A 23,989-nucleotide genomic window follows, 5' to 3' on the forward strand; every position below is an offset into this window, starting at 1 on the left:
CGTAGACCGCTATTCAATGATAAAGCCGAGGCCGCCCTTGGCGCCTGACGCACCAGTGCGGGACTAGGGCGCTGGTCTCCTAGCGGACTTGCCAACGAATTCGTCAGAGTGGCCCCCTGGTCCAAAGGCGCCCCCATCCGGTCCGTCGGTGCGCTCATCTGGTTGGGGTTCGATCCTGGCCTCACGATGTAAGGCGTCACCAGAATAACCAGTTCCGTCTCTTGCTTTTGAAATGAGGACGAACGAAACAGGGCGCCAAGGACCGGCAACTCGCCCAGCCAAGGAAAAACACTGATATCAGTGTTGACGCTCCGCCTGATGAGGCCACCAATCGCGAAGCTCTGCCCGCTGGCGAGTTCGACGACCGTGTCGGCGCGGCGGGTGGAAATTGCCGGCACGGAGATGCCGTTGATTTGAACAGCCCCTTGAGACGATAGTTCGCTGACTTCCGGCTTTACGCGAATATTGATTTGGTCGTTGTTGAGAACGGTTGGCACGAATTCTAGGCTGACGCCGAAGTGACGGAATTCAACCGAGACTTGCCCCTTTTCCTGCAAGACAGGGATGGGAAATTCGCCACCGGCCAGGAAGCTGGCAGTTTCACCTGACATAGCGGTGAGGTTTGGCTCGGCCAACACGGAAGCGATGTGCTCCTCGGCGAGCGCATCGAGAACCGCGCCGACGTTCACAGCACCATTGTCGAATCCGATTTCTGCTGTACCGCCCCCATTCGCCGCACCAGCGCCAGCACCTTTGCCGCTTAATAAACCCACTTTGAAATTGCCGACTTGACCGAAGGCGGACAGGTTAATGCCGAGTGCCTTCATCGCGCTACGGGAGACCTCCGCTACGCGGACACTGAGGTTAACCTGCAAGGATCCAGCGACCTTGATGTTATTGACGACCTGCGCACCGTCCCCGAGAAATTGCTCAGTAACTCTTTTCGCCGTGTCGACGGTCTCGGCATCGGGCGCTGTACCGCTTAAGATGGCACCGCGCGGCGTATAGCTGACTCGGATCGGATAGTCGCCGACCTGGTCCCTCAACATGGCGCGCAGTTCCCCGATCGGTTGCGTGACGACGATACGAAACTCAGCGAGAGCCTCGCCGTTTTCGTCCAGGGCGAATAGGCTCGTTTGCCCGGATTTCTTGCCAAATACGAAGATGGTTGTACTTGAGGGTGCCTGATAATCGGCGATCGCCGGGTCGGCAACAAAGATAGTCGCGGCTGCCGCGGGCAAATGAACTGTCTTGCCGAGCGAAGAGGAAAGGTTCAGCGTGGCGTTGATGCTGTTGGAAGCGGCACGCGGTGCCGCTTGAACCTGCTTGTTCTGGGCAGCGGCGGGAAGAGGAGAAAACAAAGTGAGCGCGCAGAGGACATGGCTCAAGTAGCGCGAAACAATAGGTCTCGGGCCGACGATGAGCGGCGGCCGCGGATCAGTGCCCGCATGACCAGTTGGAATGATTTTCAAGGCAGTCTTTTCTTTCAATTCGACCAACTATGCGGATGTCGCGCTAGTCGGACATTCGAGAATGTAACCAATGCCACGCACGGTCTTGATCCGTGGCGTTGCACCTGACCTATTGAGATGTCCGCGCAAGCGATAGATTCCGACTTCAAGCGCGTTGGCAGATACTTCATCGTTGAACGAATAGAGGTGATCTTCCAAGTGCGCACGCGGCACGATGCGGCCTGCACGGTTGAGCAGATGCTCTAGAATACATAGTTCACGGCGTGCGGCCATCAGCGGATGACCAGCAACGGAAACCTGACGGCCGATCGGATCGAAGTGGAGATTGCCAAATACGATGATCGGGTCGGTCATCTGTGTCGACCGGCGCAGAACAGCTCGCATTCTGGCGATGAGTTCGTCAGTAAACACCGGCTTGACCAGAAAGTCGTCCGCGCCACCATTGAAAACCGCAATTCGCTGCTCAAGATGGTCGATGTTGCTCATCACGACGGCAGGAACTGAATGTCCGTCGCTCCTTAGCTGCCTCAGCCAATCCAGACCATCGCCATCCGGCAGAACCAATTCCAGCAGAAGAATTTCATAGCTCGCGCAACAAAATGCACTCGACGCCTGTTCCAGTGTACCAACGACGTCAACGGCGAAACCGCTATCGCCGAGCGCAACTCGCACGGCGCGCGTAAGATCCGCATGATGGTCAACGAGCAGCGTTCGCATTTCATCTCCTATCAAGGTAGGACAGGTGACCGACCGCTATGGGATGGTGCGACAGCAGACGTCGCGCAACTCGTCGCAGTATTCGTAACCCTCTCTCCGACGGGTAATCGCAGGAGCGTGCAAGCCGCACTCCTGCAATAGGCGGGGACGGAACATGTGAAGACGAGTTGACGGGCCGAAATGCCGCTTGGTCAACCCAAAATGCCACAACTCCGCCTGCAATTTCTCTGCGCATCGTCCACCTACGTGCGGCCCCTGCATTCGTTAGGCCGAGGTCGCCCTCGAGAACCCCATGATTCCGTGGCTACGAAGGGTTAGCTTTCGAGAAGTGACTTGAACAATCGAATGTTCGGATTGTAGGTATACACATAATGGATGCATTCGCATTTCAGCCAGGCGCGGCGAGTCGCACGCTGCCCTGCCGGTGGCATGATGTGTTCGCACCGAAGGGCGGGCCCGATCAAGCCCGTCTAGGGTGAAACGCCGCGGCCAGAGGCTGATGCTCGTGCCGCGGCCGGGAGCTTGCGCTCGGGTCATCAGAGCGTCGAGAGCGGCGATCACTGACCAGGCTGCCGCCCCATCTGAGCGCGGAGAAACCGGGTGGTTTCAAGGCGACCTCGGTGACCGTTCTGACCAAATATCGAGAGGCCCGCCTGCCTTGGTACACCATCTATTCGACTGTGCCAGAGTTCTCCGCGGCGGTCAGTGCCAGGGCTCATGGTGAATGGCTGAGGGACCTGCCGGCTCAGTGTCGCTCTATCTCCACATTCCGTTCTGCCGATCGGTGTGCTGGTATTGCGGCTTCCCTACCACCATCACCCGCCAAGATGCGGCGGTGGTGCGTGACGAGACCCGTTTGGCCTCGGAGCAAACACCGCAGCCGCTGCCCGTGAGCGACGTCCATTTCGGCGGCGGAACGCCGACCCTCATCGGGCCAGCGGAGTTCTTGGCTATCCATGTAGTGGTGAGGTCTGCAACAGTTACCGTCCCCTGCTGATAACTGTCATCCTTGCCGCTGCGCCCCCCCTGTGTCTTTGCGCGTTCCGCTTTGGCCGCGGAAACTGTATGTTTCGACGGCCCATCAGGCGGGTGGCCCCGCATGGCCCAGCAGCGGAACGCTCGTGATTGCGGCCTCTTTGTGGTGGCCGGCACGCGGGCGCTGGTTCGGCGATTGCAGAGCAGGCAGCCAGACCTGCTGAACCTCCACAACCTGGTCGTCAATCATTCGCACGAGAGACAATGATAGAACGGCGCCTTCCTCATTACCTTCCCCAAGATGGCTGCTGCTCGTAGACCGCAGCGACCGGGAAAGGCCGGTTGCTTATCATTGCGACTCAAACGGGGGATACAATGACAAGCCTGCAGCAGAGCTCGCAGCAAGGCGGGCGCCGCCTGGCGCTATGGCTGCCGCGGCGACTAAGATCCGTAGCACTGGCATCGTTCACTGGCACGAACAGGACCTCGGCTGTGTCGTTACCGTCTGATTATGGGCGATGCGCTGGAATGCGCGAGCGGCTTCTCTGGCCAACCGATTGTCTCCTACGGCGCGCTGTGCTGCGCAGCGGCGTCCCGAACGGGACGGGCCTCCACGCCGACCGCGTCTTCCGGTTGAGCAGCAAGGGCAAATTCTCGCCTGAGTATCGCGCGCAGCAGGAACTTCTGAATGAATCAGTACAGCACCGGTCGTCAAGATCGTGCTGTAAAGCAACCAGAGCAACACGGGGTTTTAGAATTCCTGGGACTGAGCTGTCGCACTATCGGCTGAGATCCAGCAATTTCGAGTTCCTCATGACCCTGCTAACACTCGCTTTCGCTCACACAGACGCGGCAATAGGTCCGCTCAATAGGACACCGAGATGCAGCTTTTCAGTCCGTTAGAATGAGTATTGGAAACGGACGATGCCGCCGACGCTGTTCTTTTTGTCGGCGTTAGTCCAATTCACGTTGGAAGGGTCGACCATGCCGACGCCGAAATTGCCGTAGTGATAATGGTCGACTTCGACCGTCGCTGTAAAACCTGGCACGACCGTATAGGCGACGTTGGCAGCCAGACCATAGTTCTTGAACTGATCGCCCGATAGTCGAAGGTTCAACGACGTCTTCTCGTTTAGCAAATAGGCGCCGCCGACCCAGAAGGCCCAATTGCCCCCCCCACTGCTTGTAGAAACCACGACCGTGGGCGTCGATGAGGTTAGTGGAGTCATCGTTGAGCGTGCCGTTGGAACCGTAGCCGACCATTCCGAATAGTGAAAGTTCGCTGGTGACATTCACGTCAAGGCGGACCTTGCTGGCCACCGAACCGTAATTGCTATCATAAGCGACAACGCCAGTGATCGCGCCCCAGCCTTGCGTATACCTCATGCCGCCGACGACGTGCGGAACATAGCTGTCGATAGTACCGACTGCGCTCGAGCCTTCCTCGAGTGAAACTAAAGTCGAAAGGCCATTGCCGGCGTCGAAGTAGTACTGAATTGCGTTGGTGTCAGCGTCGCCGTAAGGAGCAAGCTTGCCATTGAGAACGTTGCCGGCGTGGCCAATAAAGGTGTCGAAGGCCGACCAGTCCTTACCAACTCGCAGGCCACCAAGCTGAACCCAGGCGAAAGTCAACATGACGTCACTGTTGAAGGCATAGTTCTGAGGACTATCCGGACCCGGATAAATGTTGCGGTTGCCGAAGTTGAAATGGGTTTCGGAATAGGTCTTAAAAGTGCCGAGTTCGGTCTCCTGGCCCGTCCAGGTTTTTAATGCCAAGCGCGTGTTGTTCCACCATGTTCCCCGATCCTCGCCAGTTCTCACAGCTGAAATTCTTGCGCCGTCATTCGAGCCGAGGTCGCCGGCGCCGATGTCATAACGAACATAGCCGCCAATGCGCAGGCAGGTCTCGGTGCCGGGAATGTAGAAGTAGCCAGCGCCGTAGACGTCGCAGATCTTGACGTGTTCAGCGGGTTCCAGCTCGGCGGCGGCGCCGCGCGCACCGGAAATTGCGGTCAGGGCCGCAGCGGAGCCGAGAAGAAGGCTATTGATATTCATTCTTGATCTCCATTCAAAGATTAAAAGGGGGCGGGCGACCAAGAATGAGCCCTTCACCAGTCCCATGATCGAAGGAGAATGGCATAGCGCTGCTTCTCCGCCATATCCGTCACACTGATCTGGGTCGGCGCCCTGCGCTCGACGCTACTCGTCAGCCTAAATCGTCAGTTGGCCCGTGGAATCGCATTTCTGAGCCATGGCCTGGCCATAGTCATCTCCGCTATTGTCGGCAGACCGTCACAACCGCTTTCGGAGTCGATTGTGCAAGTCTCGTGCCACGCTGAAGACGTGAGCTGCGCGCTGACCGTCAAATTGGCCAGTCTCATTCGCGTCGCGTTTCTTGTTTTTGGGCGTCAGGCTGAGCACGAAGGGCAAATGTTTGGAATCTGGTTTGTTTGTTCGATATGCGACAGTTTCGTTCAATGGTGACAGCATTTGTCCGCCTTGGAACCTCGGGAGACATCATTGGGCGGAACCGCTCGATGATCAGACGAGACCCCAACGGACCCTGACACAATCCACGAGCAAGGTCGGGCACGCGATTGTCGAAGGACGACCGGGCCGGTTGGGCGGAGGGCCGCGCCTAGCCGGTATGAAGCCGGCCATGATCGCGTGGAAACCAGTCCGGACAAGGTGATTTCGCAGGTCTGGGAAGACCGACGCGAACCGTTGTAAACCGCCTCTGGATCGCTGGCCGGGATGGCCCGTTCGGTTTTTGCAGCAGCATGCGAATTCTCGGTGCGATTGTTCAGACCGTGTGAGAACGATGTTCGACTTGCGGCACCACCTGGCGCTTTGCCGATGCATCGATCATCGTGCGCCTTGGGCGCGGTCCTGCTATCGGCATCAGGTAAGCAGGTGCGTGGCAGTTTCGGCATTGCGGCGGCCTCGATAATCCCGTCGCATTCCCGTCCTGATCAACGCGCGACCAGGAGCTCATCGAGATGTCAGACGGTCTTTATAAGCCTCAACCAGCAGCCGGCGAGCAAAGTCTCGTACGTCGTCAGGATTCGGCAATGCCGCGCTCCACCAACGTTTCATCTAGGCGCCCGGCTGAAAATGAGAGCGGAAGTAGAGCCGAACGGTGTGGGCGATGGTCTCGGGGGAAGCGATAGCGCCGTAGCTAACCGGCTAGGTGTTCATACCATCCCAACGGAGACTCATCGGCGGTGGCATCGCCCCGTGAGCATTGACACTGGCAAAAGGCAAATTGCGGCGAAAAGCGGAACGGACTGACATAGCGCAAAGACACAGGAGAGCGCAGCGGTAAGGATGACCGTTATCAGCATGGGACGGTACCTGTTGCAGACTTCGTTTCTGGCCAAATATCGCGAGGCCCGCCTGCCTTGGTACACCATCTATCCGACTGTGCCGGAGTTCTCCGCGGCGGTCGGTGCAGAGGCTTATGCGGAATGGCTCAGGGACCTACCGGCTGACGATCCGGTGTCACTCTATCTCCACATTCCATTCTGCCGATCGACGTGCTGGTATTGCGGCTTCCCTACTACCATCACCCGCCAAGATGCTCCGATCCTCAAGTATCTGGCGGTGGTGCGTGACGAGATCCGTTTGGTCTCGGAGCAACCGCCGCAGCCGCTGCCCGTGAGCGACGTCCATTTCGGCGGCGGAACGCCAACCCTCATCGGGCCAGCGGAGTTCTTGGCCATCATGGAGTGCCTACGCCGCCGCTTCGCGTTCAGGAAGACGACCGCCGTTGCAGTCGAGATCGATCCGCGCACGTTCACGGCCGAGATGGCCGAAGCCTTAGCAGCAGCCGGCGTGAACCGCGCCAGCCTCGGCGTGCAGAGCTTCGATGCCATTGTTCAAAAAGCGATCAACCGGGTCCAGAGTGAGGCGCAGACGGCGGCTGCCGTCGAAATGCTGCGCCGGCATGGAGTATGCCGCATCAACTTCGACCTGATCTTCGGTCTCCCGCATCAGACGGTGCGGTCCTGCGTCGAGACCGCGACGGCGGCGGTCGCCATGCGCCCCAACCGGTTTGCGGTGTTCGGCTACGCGCACATTCCATCCGCTATAAAGAATCAGCGCCTGATCGAGGAGACAGCGCTGCCGGACAGTGCTGCCCGGGCCGAACAGGCTGCGGCCGTGGCCGAGACGCTGGTTGCCGCCGGCTACCGAGAGATCGGGCTCGACCATTTCGCCTTGCCCGACGACGAACTCGCGCTGGCGCAGAAAACCGGGCGCCTGCGGCGCAACTCACTGGGTTACTCGGCCGATACCTGCAAAACCCTGATCGGTTTCGGCGCGTCGGCTATCGGGCGCGTCGGCGAGGGTTACGTCCAGAACGAGGTCACACGGGATTGCTACAGCCGTCATATCGCAGTTGGCCGTCTGGCGACGTCACAGGGCTATCGTCTCACCGACGAAGACCGCGTGCGAGCCGCAATCATCGAGCGGCTGATGTGCGATTTGGAGGCCGATGTGCGGGCAATCTGTGCCGCCCACGAATTTGATCCGATCCGTTTTCCCGATTCCGCCGAACGCTTGGCGATGCTGGTCAAGGACGGGATCGTCGACATCGAAGATGGTATCGTCCGCGTGCGGCAGGAACATCGCTTTGTGATTCGCGCTGTTGCTGCCGCCTTCGATGCCTTTCTCGCAAATCGCTGAGCGAAGGCCAAGCGGGAGGCCGAGCAGGGAAAAGGCCCGCAGGTTCGCACTCCAGAGGCCATTGGTCTTCAGCGACACGCACCGAGGTGCGGCTGACAAACCGTCGAGCTCACCCGCGTCGCGGCGCGGCCACGACAACAGCCTTGGCGCCCATCTCGGCCACAGAAGGAGGGCGCCTCTAAGCGCAATATGGTGGGAGTCTGTGGATTGACATTCCACACTGCACCTACGGGACTTTTGGCCATAGGTCAGTCTCAGCAAAGCTGACAGGCCATCATAACCCTCACCTGGCCAATCGACATTTCACGATTCAAATCTGCGTTGAGATTCGATCTGGAGCGAGGGATGGCCCGGCGATATGAACTGAGCAGCGAGCAATGCCAGCGCCTCGAAAGCCTGCACACTTCAGGCGCGGTAAGGCCGGTATGGGAACGGATATTCGCTGACCTGATCGGGATCGTCAGAATTACCAAGTGATGCTCGACAGCCCATTGGTTCGTGCCAACCAGCAGGCGCCGACCGGGAAGAAGGGCCATAACCAGCCTTCGATTACCAAGATCCGAATGTCGGTAGACGGCCAGGGGCGCCAGATCACTCACCGCAGCCAAAGCGAAAGCGGCCAGCCGTCCAAGGAAGGAATGCCAGGATTACGCCGCCAAAAGCCGGACCAACGCTGCGCACAATATTGTATCCGACAGACATAAGCGGTGATGGCAACCATTTCAGCGTCCGATTTGATGGTTGCGCTCGTGCAGGCCGCATCCACATTGCCAGTATTCTTCCTCTCAACCCTTGCCCAACTGATGGCAACCGTTTGCACGAGCCACCCGAGGCTGGATATTTGTGTGGCCGTCCAGATCGGGCGAAACACCTGGTTTCGAAATGGAGCGAGCGTCGTTGAAACGGGCATATGGAGATTTTTTTTCGCACTGGTTCGGTCACCTCCACGCCGGCAGCCATCGCCAGGCAGTCCTCGCCCAGTCAGGTAGCCTTGCCGCTCGTCGTGCTCGAGAAAAAGTCGTCGGCACGGTGATTGGCTCTCGCGTCAGGGAACCAGAGCCATGGAGCTTGCAGGCGACTATTTTCGCATTGGGCCATCCTAGCTTCATTCATGACAGTCCTGTGCGTGGCCGAGCGTTCCGCTAAGTTCCAACGATGAGGGCCCCGCCGCTGAGACCCGCACCCGCTGCCGCCAGAAGGATCTTCTCGCCCGGCCGGAACGGCTGCGCTTGGTTGGCCAGCGACAGCGACAGCGGGATCGTCGCGGCGGAAGAGTTGCCGTAGTCGACGATCGTCTTGACGATCGCATGATCTGCTATGCCGAGGTTTCTCCCAACGGCATCGAAAATGCGGGCATTGGCCTGATGCGGCACGAACCGGTCGATGTCCTGCGGCCGCATTCGGGCAGCAGTGAGCGCGTCCTGCGAGCAGGCAGTCATCATCTCCACGGCCTTGGCGAACACTTCACGGCCGTCGGTGATCGTCATTCGAGTCTGCTCGAGGTCGAGGTCGCCGTGGAACGGCTTGTTGCTTCCTCCAGCAGGAATCTGGATCAGCCCGTAGCGCGAGCCATCGGAATCCACCGAGGCACCGAGAATGCCGCGATCGGGGTCCTCGCAGGGGCCAATCACCAGGGCGCCGGCGGCATCGGCAAACAGCACGGCGCTGGCACGCTCGGCCGGGTTGGTGCGGCGGCTGAGGATGTTGGCGGCGATGATCAGCGCTGGTTTGCCGTGCAAGCGGGTGAATCCGTCCGCGAACATCAGCGCATAGATGAAGCCGGCGCAGGCACCGGTCAGATCGACCGCGCCTGCGCGGCCAAGGCCGAGCTTGTGCGCGACCAGGGGTGCACTGGGCGGCAGAAGGTGGTCGGGCGTCGAGGTGGCAAGCAACAACAGCCCGATGTCGCTGCGACCGATACCGGCGTTCGCCAGCGCCATGTCGCCAGCCTGCGTGGCAAGACCAGACAGCGTATCTTCGTCCGCTGCCCAGAAGCGCGACCGTATCCCGGTGCGCCTTTCGATCCAGCCCGGCTCGAGGCCGAGATTGTCCTCGATCTCGGCATTCGCCACTTTGCGCTGAGGCGCGTGATGGCCAAACCCGAGAATGCGCGACGACCTGCTCATGGCCTGGACCCGAAGCGTTCGCCGGCCTCCTCGATGGCGTCATAGAGCCCCTCCAACTCGTCGCCGGTGATGCAATAGGGTGGGAGAAGATAGAGGACATTGCCGAGCGGGCGCACAAGCAGGCCGCGCTCGAGGAAGAACGCGCGCAGCTTTGGCCCGATCTCGGCCAGATAGCCGGCAGAGCCGGTGCGCAGATCGAGGGCCGCGATCGTGCCGGTCGCCCGGCTGTCGGCGAAGTAGGGATTGTGGCGAAAGCGTTGAAGTCCGGCGGCCTGCCTCGCGCTCAGGGCCGCGATACGCTCGGCCACCGGCTCGTCGCGCCAGATCTCGACATTGGCGAGTGCAGCCGCACAGGCAATCGGATTGGCGGTGTAGGAACTCGAATGAAAGAAGGTTTTCTTACGGTCTTCGGAATAGTGAGCCTGGAAGATGGCATCGGTCGCAAGCGTGGCGGCCAGTGGGACAGCACCACCGGTCAAGCCCTTCGACGTGCACAGGATGTCCGGAGAAATGGACGCCTGCTCGCAAGCGAACATGCTTCCGGTACGTCCCCAGCCGGTCATCACTTCGTCGGCGATCAACAGCGTGCCGGAGGTTTCCGCGATCTTCTTCAACTCGGCCAGAACCCAGGCCGGATACATCAGCATGCCGCCCGCGCCAAGCACCAGCGGCTCGACGATCAGCGCGGCGGCGTGCCGGTCGCGGCTGACAGCCTCGAAACGATCCAACGTCTCCTGCTCTCGCCCGGCGGTCGGGAAGGGGATGGTGTCGACCTCGAACAGCAGCGGCTCGTAGGCGGCATTGAACACGCCGCGGGCGCCGACGCTCATCGTGCCGATGGTATCGCCATGATAACTGTGCTCCATGACGACGATGCGCGAGCGCGGCGCGCCGATGTTGCGGAAATAGCCCAGCGCCATCTTCAGCGCGACCTCGACGCAGGTTGAGCCGCTGTCGGAATAGAACACCCAATCGAGTCCGCCGGGAACGAGGCCGACAAGCGCCTTGGCCAAGCGCTCTGCCGGCTCGTGCGTGAAGCCTGCGAAGATGATCTGGTCGAGGCTCGACGCGGTTGTCTCGATAGCCTTCATGATGCGCGGATGGCGGTGGCCATGCGTGACGACCCACCAGGAGGAGATGGCGTCCAGGATGCGCGCGCCGTCGGCCTTGTGGAGATAGGCGCCTTCGGTCATGACGATTTCAGGAATCGCCGGCTCGAGCGCATGCTGGGTGAAGGGGTGCCAGACATGGGACTGCGACATCAGTCACCTCCCGCAATCGAGGCGAAGGCGAAGCCGGCAATCATTGCGTCTCGCAGCGTTTTGTCCGTCAGCGGATCGAGATAGGGCAGCCTGCCGAGCTGCGGCACCCCGCCCATTTCCACGATTGTCCGTTGCGTATCGGCCATCTCATCGCCGATGAAAGCGATGCCGGCCAGCGGGATGGAGCGGGCCCGCAGAGCCTCGATCGACAGCAGCGTGTGGTTGATGGTGCCGAGCGTGGTGCGGGCACACAAAATAACTGGCAGCCGCCACTCAGCGAAGATGTCGATGAACCTTGTGCGCCGGTTGAGCGGCACCATCAGCCCGCCCGCGCCCTCGATGACGAGCGGCGTCGGCAGGACGGGAAAAGCAAGATCGGCAGCCTTGATCGCGACGCCGTCGATCTCGGCCGAACGATGCGGCGACAGCGGGCTCTTCAAGCGGTAGGCTTCCGGCAGCACGCGCTGTGAGGGCAAGCCGGCAAGCCGCGCAACCACCTCGCTGTCGGTCTCGCCGTCGAGGCCCGATTGCAGCGGCTTCCAGTAGAAGCCGTCGAGCAAACCGGCGAGCCCAGCCGCAAACACGGTCTTGCCAATTCCGGTGTCGGTTCCGGTGATGACGATGCGTTGGGTCATGCCGCTCCGGTCATGTTTGGGCCAACACCTCAACGAGCGCCTCGACCATGGCCGAGATGGCAGCTTCGTCGACGTTGAGCGTCAGCGAAATGCGCAGGCGCGATGTGCCCTCTGGCACGGTCGGCGGGCGGATGCCGCGGATGTCGAAGCCGCGGGCCTGCAGTTCCGCCGCCACCACCATGGTGCGCCCGACATCGCCGATGGCAAAGGGCTGGATCTGCGAGCCGCTCGGCTTCACGCCGCAGCGCTCGGCCAATTGACGGCCGCCGAAGGCAACGCGATCCTGCAGCTGAACGCGGCGCATGGGCTCGTCGGACAGCATGGCGAGCGCTTCGCGCACTGCCACCGCCATCAGCGGCGATGGCGCGGTGGCGTAGATGAATGGCCGGCACCGATTGATGAGATAGTCGCACAGCGTTCGCGGTCCGGTGACCAGTGCGCCCGACGCGCCGAGCGCCTTGCCGCATGTGTGGAGCGCGACGATGTTGTCGCGGCCCTTGAATGCGGCGGCCAGCCCCCGGCCATCCGGTCCCCAGACACCGGTGGCATGCGCTTCGTCGACGACAAGGAATGCCTCGTGCCTATCGGCAAGCGCGACAAGACTTTTTAGCGGCGCGCGGTCGCCATCCATGCTGTAGAGGCTTTCGATCGCGATCCAGACGCGTCCCATGCCGCCTTCGGCGCGCCAGCGCGTGATCGCGTCCTCGGCAGCATCGACGTCGTTGTGCGCAACCAGCTTCAACTCGGCGCGTCCTGCCCGCGCCCCCTCATGCATGCTGGCATGGGCGAGTTCGTCGAGGACCAGCAGGTCGCCCTTCTGTGGCAGCGCGGTCAGAAGGGCGAAGTTGGCGATGTAGCCGCTGCCAAAGAACAGCGCGCGTTCGGTGCCGAAGAACGCCGCCGCGTCTGCCTCCAGTTGCTCATGCTCCGGCGCGTTGCCGCGCAACAGCCGCGACCCGGTTGCGCCAACCGGCGTACCCTGCGCAATGGCAGCCGCAACCGCCTCGCCAAGTCTCCTGGAGGCGGCCAGCCCGAGATAGTCGTTCGACGAGAAGTCGAGCCCGGCGCGTGGCGCAAGTGTGCGCAACCGGTCCCTGCGCGCCAGTCCCTGCAAGGTTGCCTCATAGCGGGCAAGCGGTGCCCCGTTCATTGCGCCTCGACTGCCATTGGCTCGATGCCAAGGCGCCGGAAGAGCAAAAGATCCTTGTCCTCGCCGGGATTTTCTGCCGTCAGCAGCGTGTCCCCAACGAATATGGAATTGGCGCCGGCGAAAAAGCACAGTGCCTGCATTTCGTCGCTCATCGCCGTCCTGCCGGCGGACAGCCTTATAAAGGACTTGGGCATCATGACGCGAGCGAGCGCAATTGTACGCACGAAGTCGATCGGGTCGAGGGGGCCGGCCTCGGCAAGCGGCGTGCCCTTGATGGGGATCAGAAGGTTGATCGGCACGCTTTCGGGCGGCTCAGGCAGGTTGGCTAGCGTGACCAGCATGTCGATGCGGTCGGCCTTTTCCTCGCCCATCCCGAAAATGCCACCGCAGCAGACCTTTATGCCAGCCTCGCGCACGTGGCCAAGCGTTTGCAGCCGGTCGGCAAAGGTGTGGGTCGAGACAACCTCTGGGTAGTAGCGCTCGGAGGTGTCGATGTTGTGGTTATAGTAGTCGAGGCCGGCCGCCTTCAAGCGTTGCGCCTGGCCAAGTTCGAGCATGCCGAGCGTCATGCAGGTCTCCATGCCGAGTGCCTTTATGCCCTCGACCATGGCGATCAGGGCGTTCATGTCACGCTCCTTCGGGTGGCGCCAGGCCGCGCCCATGCAATAGCGGGTGGCGCCGGCGTCACGCGCCTTGGTCGCCTCAGTGATGACCCGTTCGACCTCCATCAGCTTCGCGGCCATCAAGCCGGTCTCGTGATGTGCAGACTGGCTGCAATAACCGCAATCCTCCGGGCATCCGCCGGTCTTGATGCTGAGCAGCCGCGACAGCTGCACCCGGTTGCGATCGAAGTTCTGGCGGTGAACCGTCTGAGCCAGGAAGAGCAGGTCATTGAACGGCATGGCGTGGATCGCCTCCGCCTCCTTGCTGCTCCATCGGGGTAGCGCTACGTCGATGGTGTCCACAACCTGGTTCACATCGGTTTCCGCGTTCATTTCAATCGTCATCTTCAAAAGGCCTTTGTTGCTGGTCGGCGAGCGCGTGCAGGGGTCAATCGACCGGCGGAGCTCGCAGCGCTATGACCGTCGTCAGCGCAATGCGCCTCGAATCTCACGTCGTTGAACGGTAACAGGCTCGCTTCGAGCACCTTTTCGCTGCGTGCAGGTCCGAGGGGTACTGCTCTTCATTTCGTCTCCATCAGTTCAAGCGGGTGCCGATGTTTCCCAGGGCTGGCATGTCCAGGCCGATATCGAGGATCGGCGCGCTGTGGGTCAGCCAGCCCATGGAAATGAGATCGACACCGGTGGCTGCGATTGCGGGAGCCGTTTTCGGTGTCACCCGACCTGAGGCCTCGGTGATTGTGCGGCCGCCGACCGTTGCCACGGCGCGGGCAAGGTCCTCGACTGACATATTGTCCAGCAGCACCGCGTCGACTCCAACTGTGAGCGCGATATCCAGCTGTTCCAGCGTGTCGACCTCAACCTCGATCTTCACCATGTGGCCTGCGGCGGCGCGCGCCCGCTCTATAGCTGTGCGGATGTCACCGGCGATCGCTATGTGGTTGTCCTTGATAAGCACGCCGTCGTCGAGCCCGAAGCGGTGATTGGCGCCGCCGCCGACGCGCACGGCGTATTTCTCCAGCGCGCGCAGGCCGGGAGTCGTCTTTCGAGTGCATACGATCCTCGCCTTGTGGCCACGCACGGACTCCACCATCGCCGCTGTGGCTGTGGCAATGCCGCTCAGGCGACACAGGAAATTGAGCGCTGTGCGCTCGGCTGCGAGCAGGCCGCGCGCCGGTCCGCACAGCTTCGCGATGGTTTCGCCCGCCCCGACATCACTGCCGTCAGGACGCCAAATGTGAATGTCGATCGCGGGCTCCACGAGCAGGAAGGCGTACGCGACCAGATCGAGCCCGGCAACGATGCCCGCCTGTCGCGATTTGAGCACCAAGGTGGCAATGCAATCGTGGGGGATCACTGCATCGCTGGTCAGGTCGCCGCATCTGCCAAGGTCTTCGAGAAGGGCACCGCGCACGATCGGTTCGATCAGTGTCGAGGGGAGGGGTGAGAATGAAACCATATCACGTGCTCCGTATCGGTGCCCGGCAACTGAGCGCGGCGGCGGCCTGCATTGCGCTGTTCAGCGTCAGACGTGACGTACAAGCGTCTGCATCGCGCCGGGGGAAATCGGATCGACAGTGCGCGCCGCGGCTCTCTTCTCGCCGTAGGGCTGCAACGGCCAGCATCAGTGAGACCAAAGCCGGGCCGGACTTGGGGCCGTCGTGACCTGCCATCGGCAGCAGGGTCGCCACCGCTTCGCGCATCGTCTGGCCATCGCGGATGATGCCGAGTGCGGCGGAGACGACCGCCCTGATGCCTGAAGCGTCTGGCCGTGGAGGCACCAACGTGGAACATACACGCCGTCGCCGGGTATACGATGCGCCGGCAACGCTTTCAGCAACCCAGCTCGCGGTGACCGCCGCTTCGGTGAGCGAGTTGCTTGCGAGACGATTGGCGCCGTGCAGGCCAGTACAAGCAACCTCGCCGCACGCCCACAATCCCTCGACGGAGCTGCGGCCGGCGGCGTCTACGGCAACGCCGCCCATGTGATAATGTGCCGCTGGGCGCACCGGAATCGGGTCGGTCGCAGGATCTACGCCTGCCTCGCGGCACAAACCGGCAATGCCTGGGAAGCGCTTTTCAAAACTAGGGCCGAGACATCGCCGCGCGTCCAGGAACACGCGGCCCCCGGCAGCAAGCTGATGCCAAACGGCGCGCGCCACCACGTCGCGAGGCGCAAGCTCGCCGCCAGGCGTTTCAGCGAGGAAGCGCTCTCCTCGCTCGTCAATGAGCATCGCGCCTTCGCCGCGCACTGCTTCGCTCACCAGCGGCATCGGCCGACCCGGGGTGTCGAGGGCGGTCGGATGGAACTGCACGAATTCCAGGTCGGCGAGCTCTGCCCCGGCCCAGGCAGCGAGTGCCAGCCCGTGTCCCCATGAGCCAGGCGGGTTTGTCGTGTCGAAAAACAGGCCGCCGATGCCGCCGGTTGCCAGCACCGCGCGGCGCGTGGGCAAAGCGACCGCACCCGCGTACCCGACCGCGACCACGGCGATGACCGACCCGTCTTCCACGATCAGGCGGCGGACCTCCACGTTTTCGAGAATAGTGATCGAGGCTGTCCGGCGCGCTGCGGCGATGAGTGCGCGGACCAGCTCCCGACCCGTGGCGTCGCCGCCGGCATGCACGATCCGCCGTTGCGAATGTGCTGCCTCAAGCCCGAGCCGCAAAGCGCCTTCAGGGTAGCGGTCGAAGGCGACGCCGAAGCGGTCAAGGGTCTTGATCGCATTGGTTGCAGCCCGGACCACTCGCCGCACCGTCGCCTCGTCGCAGAGGCCGTCGCCGGCTGCAATTGTGTCGCAAAGATGAAGTTCGGGGTCGTCGTCGCCGCCGAGACTTGCCGCAAGACCACCCTGAGCGAGCTCGCTGCAGACTCCGGTTCCAAGCGGCGCATTGGACAGAAGCACGACCGGTTCCGGCGCTAGATGAAGCGCCGTCATCAGGCCGGCAATGCCGGCGCCGATGACGACCGGCGCTCCGGCGATGTCGAGGACATCAAGGTTCATATTGAAAGCATGCGCTCGACCGCGCGGCGGGCGGGGTCGGCTATCCCGGGATCGATCCGGATCTCGTACCGGTTCTCCTCGAGCGCGGCGCGAATGTTGGCGAGCGTGATGCGCTTCATGTGTGGGCAAAGATTGCAGGGGCGAACGAACTCGACGTCGGGATGCGCGACCGCGACGTTGTCGCTCATCGAACATTCCGTCATCAACACGACCCGTGCCGGTTTCTCCCGCTCGACATAATCCGACATGGCGGCCGTCGACCCGAGAAATCCGCCTCTCTGACAACGTCGGGCGGACATTCGGGATGGGCGAGCACGACCACGCCCGCGTGTGCAGCGCGGAGCTCGCGGATATCGGCCGGGGTGAAGCGCTCATGCACCTCGCAATGACCCTTCCAGGCGATGATCTCGACCTTCGTCTGGGCGGCGATGTTCTTCGCAAGAAATTCATCGGGCAGCATGATCACACGCGGCACGCCGAGCGATTCCACTACCGCCTTGGCGTTGCCCGAGGTGCAGCAGATGTCGGATTGGGCCTTCACGGCGGCGGACGTATTGACATAGGTGACAACCGGGACCTCCGGATAGCGCTGCCGCATCAGCTGCACATCTTGTGCCGTGATCGAATCCGCCAGTGAGCAACCGGCGCCCATGTCCGGGATGAGCACGGTCGTGTTCGGATTTAGCAGCTTTGCGGTCTCGGCCATGAAATGCACGCCGGCAACCACGATGATGTCGGCATCCACCGCCATTGCTTTACGGGCCAGTGCGAGGCTGTCGCCGACGACGTCTGCGACGCAATGGAAGATCTCAGGCGTCTGATAATTGTGCGCCAGGATGATGGCGTTGCGCTCCCGCTTCAGCGCGAGGATGGCATCAATGTCGTTTGCAAAGGCCGACCATTCGACTGGCGGGACCACGCGCCGGACGCGCTCGTACAACGACGCGGCAGTAGGTAACGCCCCAGTCATCAGCGCCTCCGATTATATTCGATCTGATAATAAGGGGATATGTCTACCTTGACTATAAGGTTGTCAAGCCCGCGTCAGCGGCAATTTCGTGCCCGCGACCGCCCTTTCATCGAGGACCCCACGGCGGAAACGATAGAGCTTTGCTGGTCGCCCCCCCGTATCAACGGAAGTCTCGCCAGTTTCCTCGACCAGCTCCTGCTGCTCAACAAGCCTGCGGAAGTTCGGCTTGTTGATGAGCCTGCCAGCTAAGGCTTCCACCGTTCGCTGCAGCTGCAGCAGTGTGAAAGTCGGCTGCATAAGCTCGAAGACGACCGGCCGGTATTTGATTTTGGAGCGCAGCCGCGCAATGCCGGTCGCCACGATGCGGCGATGATCGGCGACCATGGACTCGCTGGGCACCAGGGGAAGCGGGGTCGCGTCCGTTCCGCTTCCGGCCTCCTGAACCAGGCCTGCTTCGTAAAGCAACTCATAGCGTTGAAGCGCGAGTTCCTCGTTCCAATGGCGATCATCGAAGCCGAACGCTATCGCCGACCGCTGACGGCGTTCGCGTCGCGTGGCTGCGTCGCTTGCGCCATCCGCCCACTCGATCAAGCGCGGTCGCACAAAATCCAGCATCACCGGCGGCGTGCCGGAGCGGTGATCCTCCCATGGAAAATATTCGTACCAACTTCGCCAGCCGCACTCGGTCGAGCTCTGTTCCTTGCGGGTCAGTGCGAGATAGCTGATGGAGATGGCGCGCTCGCGCTCGGCGCCGATGCGGTCCCGATCCGCGAACGTGTAGAGTTGCTCGGTGTACCCAAGCGGATGGCCGGTCTGATGCTCGACCCACCCCCTCAGGCCGGATTGCAGCGATCGGTGCTCGAGCGCAAACGGTCCGGAGGGAAGGGTGTTCATCCGGCCGATTGTTAGGACACAGGGTTCACTGTCATTGACGGCGACGACAACGGCGATCAAATCGACTTTGACTTGGCCGGCCTTGATGGCGGCTCTGTCTTTCCTGGTTCCTGTTTTCTTGTGGTCCATGTCCGCGAAGTGGTTGGCCCAGAGCTAGGGGCGCCTTAATCGATTTAGTGTAAGCGTGGAGGTTTGCGCGTCAACACCGCAGATCCGCAAGTCCGCTTTTTTAGCTCTTCGCATTTGCACAAAAATATGCCAAACGCGACACCCGCAGCGGGTAACGCAAGGGAAGGAGGCGCGGGTTGAGCGCAGCTGGCTGTCGATGGTGTGGCGACGGTCGTGGCCAAGCTCTTTCCGCAGACCAGCGCTGACTTCGCGTTTTTTGGCGAGAAGGATTTCCAGCAGCTTCAGACTGTCAGACGCATGGTGAGGGACCTTGATATTGCGCAACGTCCGGCTCTCGCCAGTGGAACGCGTCATCGCCCCAAAGCTGGCATCGGTCCTCTTCGATACGCCCGAGCGGCTTGAGCGCGGCTCTCCCGTCAGCCAACGCTTGATGAAGCGCGTGCAACAATTCTGGCCGCCGGCTATCGCGAGGTCGAATACCTGGAACTTCGCGGGGAAACATATCTGCGAGCTTTGGCAAGCCTTGACCGACCGGCACGGCTGCTTGTCGCGGCTTGGCTGGGCGACACACGGCTCATCGACAATGTGTCTACGTCACCGCCTGGCAATTGGTCAGGTTCGCGGCGTTGTCTTCAAGCAGAAGCAGGAAAGTAATGGGAGCGACGATGGGGACGAGATCCTGCGCGTCGCTTCGATTCGCGATCGTTTAGCCCATCGAGGAACATCCGCGGAGTTTACGGAAAACCAGATGCATCGGCTATTTGAAAAATTCATCGAGCAACTTTCAGCAAGCGTCGATGCTGCGGATCTCCACGAGGCAATGGCCTCGGCCGCCGGCTTGGAATTTCCGCTCTTCGCTTACTTCACTTACCCGCCAGCCTTCAGCGACACGCCGTTAGTGATCTCGAATTATCCTTCTTCCTGGACCTCCAATTATCTGCGACTGCGCTACCACAGCGTCGATCCGGTGATCCTGCGCGGGCTGCGAGGCTTGAATACTTTCCACTGGGGGCTGGATCGAGATCATCGGTATTTGCCAGCCTCGCAGCAAGAAGTTTTGGAAAACGCAGCTCAGTTTGGCATTCGGTGCGGCTTGACCATGTCCATGCATGATCATCGCGGCCGCTTTGCTGGCTGACCTTCGCTTCAGATGAGGCGCGTCCGCCTGTCTTGCGGTCGCTGGAATGCTACGAAAAAGCCTTGCAGTTGGTAGCGATCAACTTCCACATTCATGTCCGGCGCAGGCTCGCCGGCAATTGCGTGGTGGATGGCGCAAAGACGCGGGAGTTCGAAGCTCTGAAATGGGCGGCGCGGCGTGGGATATCAGCCAGATCCTCGGCCTCTCGAAACGCACCGTGACCTTCCATCTGGAAAACGCCAAGGCAAAGCTTGGCGTGCAAACCATCAATCAGGCTGTAGCAAGGATGGCCGCTTCCGGGCACGCCACAGCCTGATCGTCTCGTTCGCCTCTATCTGAACCGAGCATCGTCCGCCCCAGTCTCCTTAATTCCGGCAGTGAAGGCGCCCGGGGGGCATGCATCCATCAATTGGATGGGGCCGCATAAACAAAATCGATTTGCTCAATAGCGCGAGGAGACGTTAGTCCGCCGTCGACTGAGTTTTGGTGCCGATTTTTGGAACCGACTACGCAGCATCGCAATGGATCCTCATGCTTGGAAATCACGTCAGGACACCTGGCACAGGATGTTTCTTGGTTCGGCGGGTCAATAGCAGAGAACGCCTTAACCCGAATGCCTTCCCCGAAAATGTCATTGTCCCAGCGAAGGAGGCTGGCGTCGATGACATGGTCGTACACGTCCGGAGAGCTTTGCGGGCGACCGGAAGGGGAGTGGCCGCCAAGGGCTGCGGGTACCGACGCCAGCCCAAACTGTGTGCTGCCGACACTCGCCGTGGCCTGTGAACAGAGGACTAATTTAATGACATACAGGCGTGATATCGATGGCCTTCGGGCCCTTGCGGTGTTGCCGGTCGTACTGTTCCATTTCGGAATCTCGGCAATTCCCGGCGGTTTTACCGGTGTGGACATCTTCTTCGTCATATCTGGCTACCTGATCACCGGAAGCCTTCTGGAAGACCTTGAACGCGGCGAGTTTTCGATCGTCAGCTTCTACTGGCGCCGTGCCCGACGCATTCTGCCGGCCCTGATCTTTGTCACGCTCCTCACCAGCATCGCGGCATTGTTCATTCTTCTTCCGTCAGATCTGCACGAATTCAGTCTCAGCGTCATAGCGGCATCGACTTTCTGGTCAAACATCTATTTTTGGAAAACGTCAAATTACTTCTCCATCGATGCCGAGCTCCGACCGCTGTTGCACACGTGGTCGCTTTCGGTCGAGGAGCAGTACTATATCTTTGCCCCAATCCTGATGTTCCTGATCTATCGCTATTTTGCGAAGCGCTGGCTGACAGCACTCCTACCGATCATTCTTGGCAGCTTCGTGCTCGCGGTCATGGCGACATGGCTGGCGCCAAGCGCTGGATTCTACCTGCTGCCGACACGAGTCTGGGAACTCATGCTGGGCGCCGTGCTCATGCTGAAACGGCCCCCGCCGTTGAACAATCAATTTCTTATGGAAATGGTAGGGCTGGCCGGATTTGGCCTTCTCGCCATCGGGTTCTTCGCGATTTCGGAGAGCGATCCGTTCCCGGGCTACAACGCGCTGTATCCGTGCCTCGGAACGGCCCTCCTTATCTATGTCGGCCAAAATAGCCCCTCGACGATTGCTAGCCGCATACTCGAAGTCCGGCCACTGGTCTTGATCGGCCTCATCTCCTATTCGCTGTATCTTGTTCACTGGCCGATCAATGCGTTCGCGCACTATCTTTCGTTACAAAATCTCGACCCGTCGATAATCATTGCGATGACGGTTGCAAGCTTCGCATTGGCTGCATTCTCCTGGAAGTATATCGAGCAGCCGTTTCGGCAGAAAAGGTCCTTCACCGCCCCGTTGCCGATCTTCGCCTTTTCAGCGGGTGCGATCGCTCTTGTTTGCGTTGGCGGGGCGGCCGGGGCGATCGGCAACGGCTTTCCGCAACGGTTCCCGGAGTATGCCCAGCAGCGGATTCCTGCCGGGGACTGGCTCGAGGGGACCTGTTTCAACGAGGGCTCGAGCCGGATCGAAAGCTGGAACATCGAGGACTGCACACGCACTCGCGGCTTCGCTACGACCGTTTTGTTGTGGGGCGACTCCTTCGCCGCCCACTATGTTTCAGGGCTGGAGGCCAACAAAAAGAAAATTCAAGCCAACGTCGTGGAATATACTTACGCAGGCTGTCCACCGATTCTCTCTTACTTCTCGTATGCACGCCCGGATTGCATACGGTTCAATCAGAAGGCCCTGGAGATCATCCGGGACGCAGGCATCAAGACGGTTGTCCTCAGCGGGCGGTGGACCGACTACGAGGCGAGAAGTTTCGACGGTCTCCAGCAAACGATCGATACGCTTCGTGGCCGGGGTGTGCGCGTGTTCGTCATCGGCCAGTCTCCGCAATTCATAACCGACGTTCGGAAAATCGCATTCTTCGCAAAGCGCAGAAATTCGGATGATACATACTGGCCAATGGCCATGGATCCCGACGTCAACAATCGTGTGCGCTCATTTACCAAAGGCGCCACCTTTATCGATCCGCTGAAATTCCTCTGTAGCGCAGGACGCTGCCCCTACGCCGACGCAGGCGAGTTTCTCTATTTCGACTACGGTCATTTTTCTTCCGTCGGCGCCATTCTGGCAATTTCGAAATACTGGCCGGTTTTAGCCACAGACAATGCCCTTGCTGTGACGAAATAAGCCCGCGGGCGGCTGGCAAAGCACGAGTGCGAGGCGCACTCGCGCGCGTAGCAAAACTCACACATGTGTTGGGGCAAGTTTGGAGACACTGAGTCTATTAGCTTAGCATTACAGTTGCATATTTATCTACGGTCTGAATCTATGGGTCTCCATGATTCGGAGGTCATGGATGACAGGTGCATCAATCGAGACGACGCTTGAGCTTTGGGCATCATCGCTGCGTGACGTGAAGGCTCGCATGCGCGGACTGTTTACGCAGGAGCGAGTTTCAGCCTCTGCGAACCTCTTCCTGGACGGCCTGCTGGGTGACGAGCGGCGTAAGACAGGTTGGATGCGCGCTGAGGCGGCCGGTGACCCCGGCCCGTGGCGGCAACAAGCCGTTCTGGGTCGCGGGCGTTGGGACGCGGACGCACTTCGCGACATCGTGCGAGAGTATGTTGTAGAAAACCTCGCCACGGATGATGCGGTCCTGGTCATCGACGAGACGGGCTTCCTCAAGCAGGGCAAGACATCGTGCGGTGTTGCGCGTCAATATACAGGTTCGGCAGGCAAGATAACGAACTGCCAGATCGGTGTGTTCGCCGCCTATGTGTCCGCTCGCGGTCATGCCTTTATCGACCGGGCCTTGTACTTGCCCAAAAGCTGGACCGGAGATCGGGCAAGGCTTGCAGCAACCCATGTTCCTGAGGCTATAGCCTTCGCTACCAAGCCAGGCTTGGCTGTCGATATGATACGGCGTGCGCTAGCAGCCGATGTGCCATTTTCATGGGTGGCCGCAGATGCGGTGTATAGCGTCGGGGACGTCGAAGGAACCCTGCGCCGAGCCTGCAAAGGCTACGTTCTTGGGGTCAAATCGGACCACCATTTCGGCTCCTGGTCAGGTAAGCCTCCGGTCGCCGGCACAGCTCAGGAGATCGCCCGTGATCTTGATCCAACTGCATGGCAGCGTCTTTCCGCCGGTGAGGGCACCAAAGGCGCGCGGCTTCATGACTGGGCCTACTGCGAACTCGCCGATCTCGATGCCGACGAATATAACGAGACGAAATCGGGGCTTTGGACCCGTGGCCTCCTAATCCGGCGCAATATCAGCGACGGTGATCTCGCATTCTTCACCACATGGTGCCCGGCCGGGACGGGCATCCAGACGCTCGTTTCCGTTGAAGGCCATCGCTGGGCGATCGAAGACAGCTTCGAGACCGCCAAGAACGAGCTCGGACTCGATCACAACGAAACCCGGTCATGGCATGGCTGGCATCGCCACGTCTCCCTCGTCATGCTGGCCTTCGCCATGATGGCGGTGATCCGATACCGCGCCAATGACGTGACGCCCCAAAAAAACCGCGGATGCCGACCATCAGGATTTGATCCGCTGGTCTATCCAGGAAGTCCGGCGCATCGCCATCAGACTCGCCCAGCGTCGCATAAACCCCGCCTACGTCATCGCATGGTCATGCTGGAGGCGCGCCCATCAGGCGGCCGCTCGACGAGCTCATCTGAAATCTAAAACGCAACTGTAATGTTAGGCTTCGTGGACAAAGCTTG

The 23,989-nt window shown here is 60.7% G+C and carries 13 protein-coding genes and 8 pseudogenes; 8 read left to right on the forward strand and 13 right to left on the reverse strand.

Annotated features, from left to right (window positions below; translation table 11 throughout):
- Window positions 1-9: 9 nt before the first annotated feature.
- Both AC0V8S_RS36880 and AC0V8S_RS36885 read right to left on the reverse strand, forming a co-directional pair.
- Window positions 10-1,472: pseudogene (locus tag AC0V8S_RS36880) on the reverse strand (type II and III secretion system protein family protein).
- 27 nt (window positions 1,473-1,499) lie between these two features.
- Window positions 1,500-2,189, reverse strand: coding sequence for a response regulator (locus AC0V8S_RS36885; protein ID WP_183455245.1), 690 nt, complete (start codon window positions 2,187-2,189; stop codon window positions 1,500-1,502).
- Window positions 2,190-2,809: 620 nt separating this feature from the next.
- On the opposite strand from AC0V8S_RS36885, the pseudogene AC0V8S_RS36890 reads away from it, so the two are divergent.
- Window positions 2,810-3,159 (forward strand): annotated as a pseudogene (locus tag AC0V8S_RS36890) (radical SAM protein); the annotation flags it as partial.
- A 904-nt stretch (window positions 3,160-4,063) separates the two neighbouring features.
- Here the strand turns inward: AC0V8S_RS36890 and AC0V8S_RS36895 are convergent.
- Window positions 4,064-5,219 (reverse strand): annotated as a pseudogene (locus AC0V8S_RS36895) (porin).
- A 1,272-nt stretch (window positions 5,220-6,491) separates the two neighbouring features.
- Between AC0V8S_RS36895 and hemN the strand changes: the two are divergent.
- Window positions 6,492-7,850: an oxygen-independent coproporphyrinogen III oxidase gene (gene hemN / locus AC0V8S_RS36900; protein WP_475439116.1), complete on the forward strand. Its 1,359-nt coding sequence runs from the start codon at window positions 6,492-6,494 to the stop codon at window positions 7,848-7,850.
- 575 nt (window positions 7,851-8,425) lie between these two features.
- Here hemN and AC0V8S_RS36905 read toward each other — a convergent pair.
- A pseudogene (locus AC0V8S_RS36905) lies at window positions 8,426-8,721 on the reverse strand (MFS transporter); the annotation flags it as partial.
- Between AC0V8S_RS36905 and AC0V8S_RS36910 the strand changes: the two are divergent.
- Window positions 8,609-8,839, forward strand: a pseudogene (locus tag AC0V8S_RS36910) (hypothetical protein); the annotation flags it as partial. The pseudogenes AC0V8S_RS36905 and AC0V8S_RS36910 sit on opposite strands and share 113 nt — an antisense overlap.
- A 153-nt stretch (window positions 8,840-8,992) precedes the next feature.
- Here the strand turns inward: AC0V8S_RS36910 and AC0V8S_RS36915 are convergent.
- The 9 genes and pseudogenes from AC0V8S_RS36915 to AC0V8S_RS36955 form a co-directional block, all read right to left on the reverse strand.
- On the reverse strand, window positions 8,993-9,976 hold the full coding sequence (locus AC0V8S_RS36915) for a beta-ketoacyl-ACP synthase III (RefSeq protein ID WP_475439117.1): 984 nt from the start codon (window positions 9,974-9,976) through the stop codon (window positions 8,993-8,995).
- Window positions 9,973-11,238 (reverse strand): adenosylmethionine--8-amino-7-oxononanoate transaminase, encoded by a 1,266-nt coding sequence (locus AC0V8S_RS36920; RefSeq protein WP_475439118.1) that lies wholly within the window; start codon window positions 11,236-11,238, stop codon window positions 9,973-9,975. Before AC0V8S_RS36920 ends, AC0V8S_RS36915 begins: the two co-directional genes overlap by 4 nt.
- A complete protein-coding gene (gene bioD / locus AC0V8S_RS36925) occupies window positions 11,238-11,873 on the reverse strand; it encodes a dethiobiotin synthase (protein WP_475439119.1) in 636 nt (211 codons plus the stop codon). The genes AC0V8S_RS36920 and bioD overlap by 1 nt, the downstream gene beginning before the upstream one ends.
- Before the next feature lie 10 nt (window positions 11,874-11,883).
- Window positions 11,884-13,023 carry an 8-amino-7-oxononanoate synthase gene (locus tag AC0V8S_RS36930; RefSeq protein WP_475439120.1) on the reverse strand — a complete coding sequence of 380 codons (1,140 nt, stop codon included), beginning with the start codon at window positions 13,021-13,023 and terminating at the stop codon, window positions 11,884-11,886.
- Window positions 13,020-14,030: a biotin synthase BioB gene (gene bioB, locus AC0V8S_RS36935; RefSeq protein WP_475439121.1), complete on the reverse strand. Its 1,011-nt coding sequence runs from the start codon at window positions 14,028-14,030 to the stop codon at window positions 13,020-13,022. Before bioB ends, AC0V8S_RS36930 begins: the two co-directional genes overlap by 4 nt.
- 190 nt (window positions 14,031-14,220) lie before the next feature.
- Window positions 14,221-15,102 (reverse strand): carboxylating nicotinate-nucleotide diphosphorylase, encoded by an 882-nt coding sequence (nadC, locus tag AC0V8S_RS36940; protein ID WP_183455240.1) that lies wholly within the window; start codon window positions 15,100-15,102, stop codon window positions 14,221-14,223.
- Window position 15,103: 1 nt separating this feature from the next.
- Window positions 15,104-16,645 (reverse strand): L-aspartate oxidase, encoded by a 1,542-nt coding sequence (locus AC0V8S_RS36945; protein WP_475439122.1) that lies wholly within the window; start codon window positions 16,643-16,645, stop codon window positions 15,104-15,106.
- A pseudogene (gene nadA / locus AC0V8S_RS36950) lies at window positions 16,642-17,615 on the reverse strand (quinolinate synthase NadA). The gene AC0V8S_RS36945 and the pseudogene nadA overlap by 4 nt, the downstream one beginning before the upstream one ends.
- Before the next feature lie 63 nt (window positions 17,616-17,678).
- Window positions 17,679-18,638, reverse strand: coding sequence for an NUDIX hydrolase (locus AC0V8S_RS36955; protein WP_258598514.1), 960 nt, complete (start codon window positions 18,636-18,638; stop codon window positions 17,679-17,681).
- Between the two features lie 195 nt (window positions 18,639-18,833).
- Between AC0V8S_RS36955 and AC0V8S_RS36960 the strand changes: the two are divergent.
- The 5 genes and pseudogenes from AC0V8S_RS36960 to AC0V8S_RS36980 all read left to right on the forward strand — a co-directional run.
- Window positions 18,834-19,292 (forward strand): annotated as a pseudogene (locus AC0V8S_RS36960) (pantoate--beta-alanine ligase); the annotation flags it as partial.
- 166 nt (window positions 19,293-19,458) lie between these two features.
- On the forward strand, window positions 19,459-19,776 hold the full coding sequence (locus AC0V8S_RS36965; protein WP_475439167.1) for an autoinducer binding domain-containing protein: 318 nt from the start codon (window positions 19,459-19,461) through the stop codon (window positions 19,774-19,776).
- 163 nt (window positions 19,777-19,939) lie between these two features.
- Complete coding sequence (locus AC0V8S_RS36970; protein WP_475439123.1) at window positions 19,940-20,092, forward strand: LuxR C-terminal-related transcriptional regulator; 153 nt, start codon at window positions 19,940-19,942, stop codon at window positions 20,090-20,092.
- A 483-nt stretch (window positions 20,093-20,575) separates the two neighbouring features.
- The gene (locus AC0V8S_RS36975) at window positions 20,576-22,447 is read left to right on the forward strand and encodes an acyltransferase family protein (protein ID WP_475439124.1); all 1,872 of its coding nucleotides are present in this window, start codon (window positions 20,576-20,578) and stop codon (window positions 22,445-22,447) included.
- Window positions 22,448-22,616: 169 nt separating this feature from the next.
- A pseudogene (locus tag AC0V8S_RS36980) lies at window positions 22,617-23,789 on the forward strand (IS701 family transposase); the annotation flags it as partial.
- Window positions 23,790-23,989 lie beyond the last annotated feature (200 nt).

This window comes from Mesorhizobium oxytropidicola, from assembly GCF_056174625.1.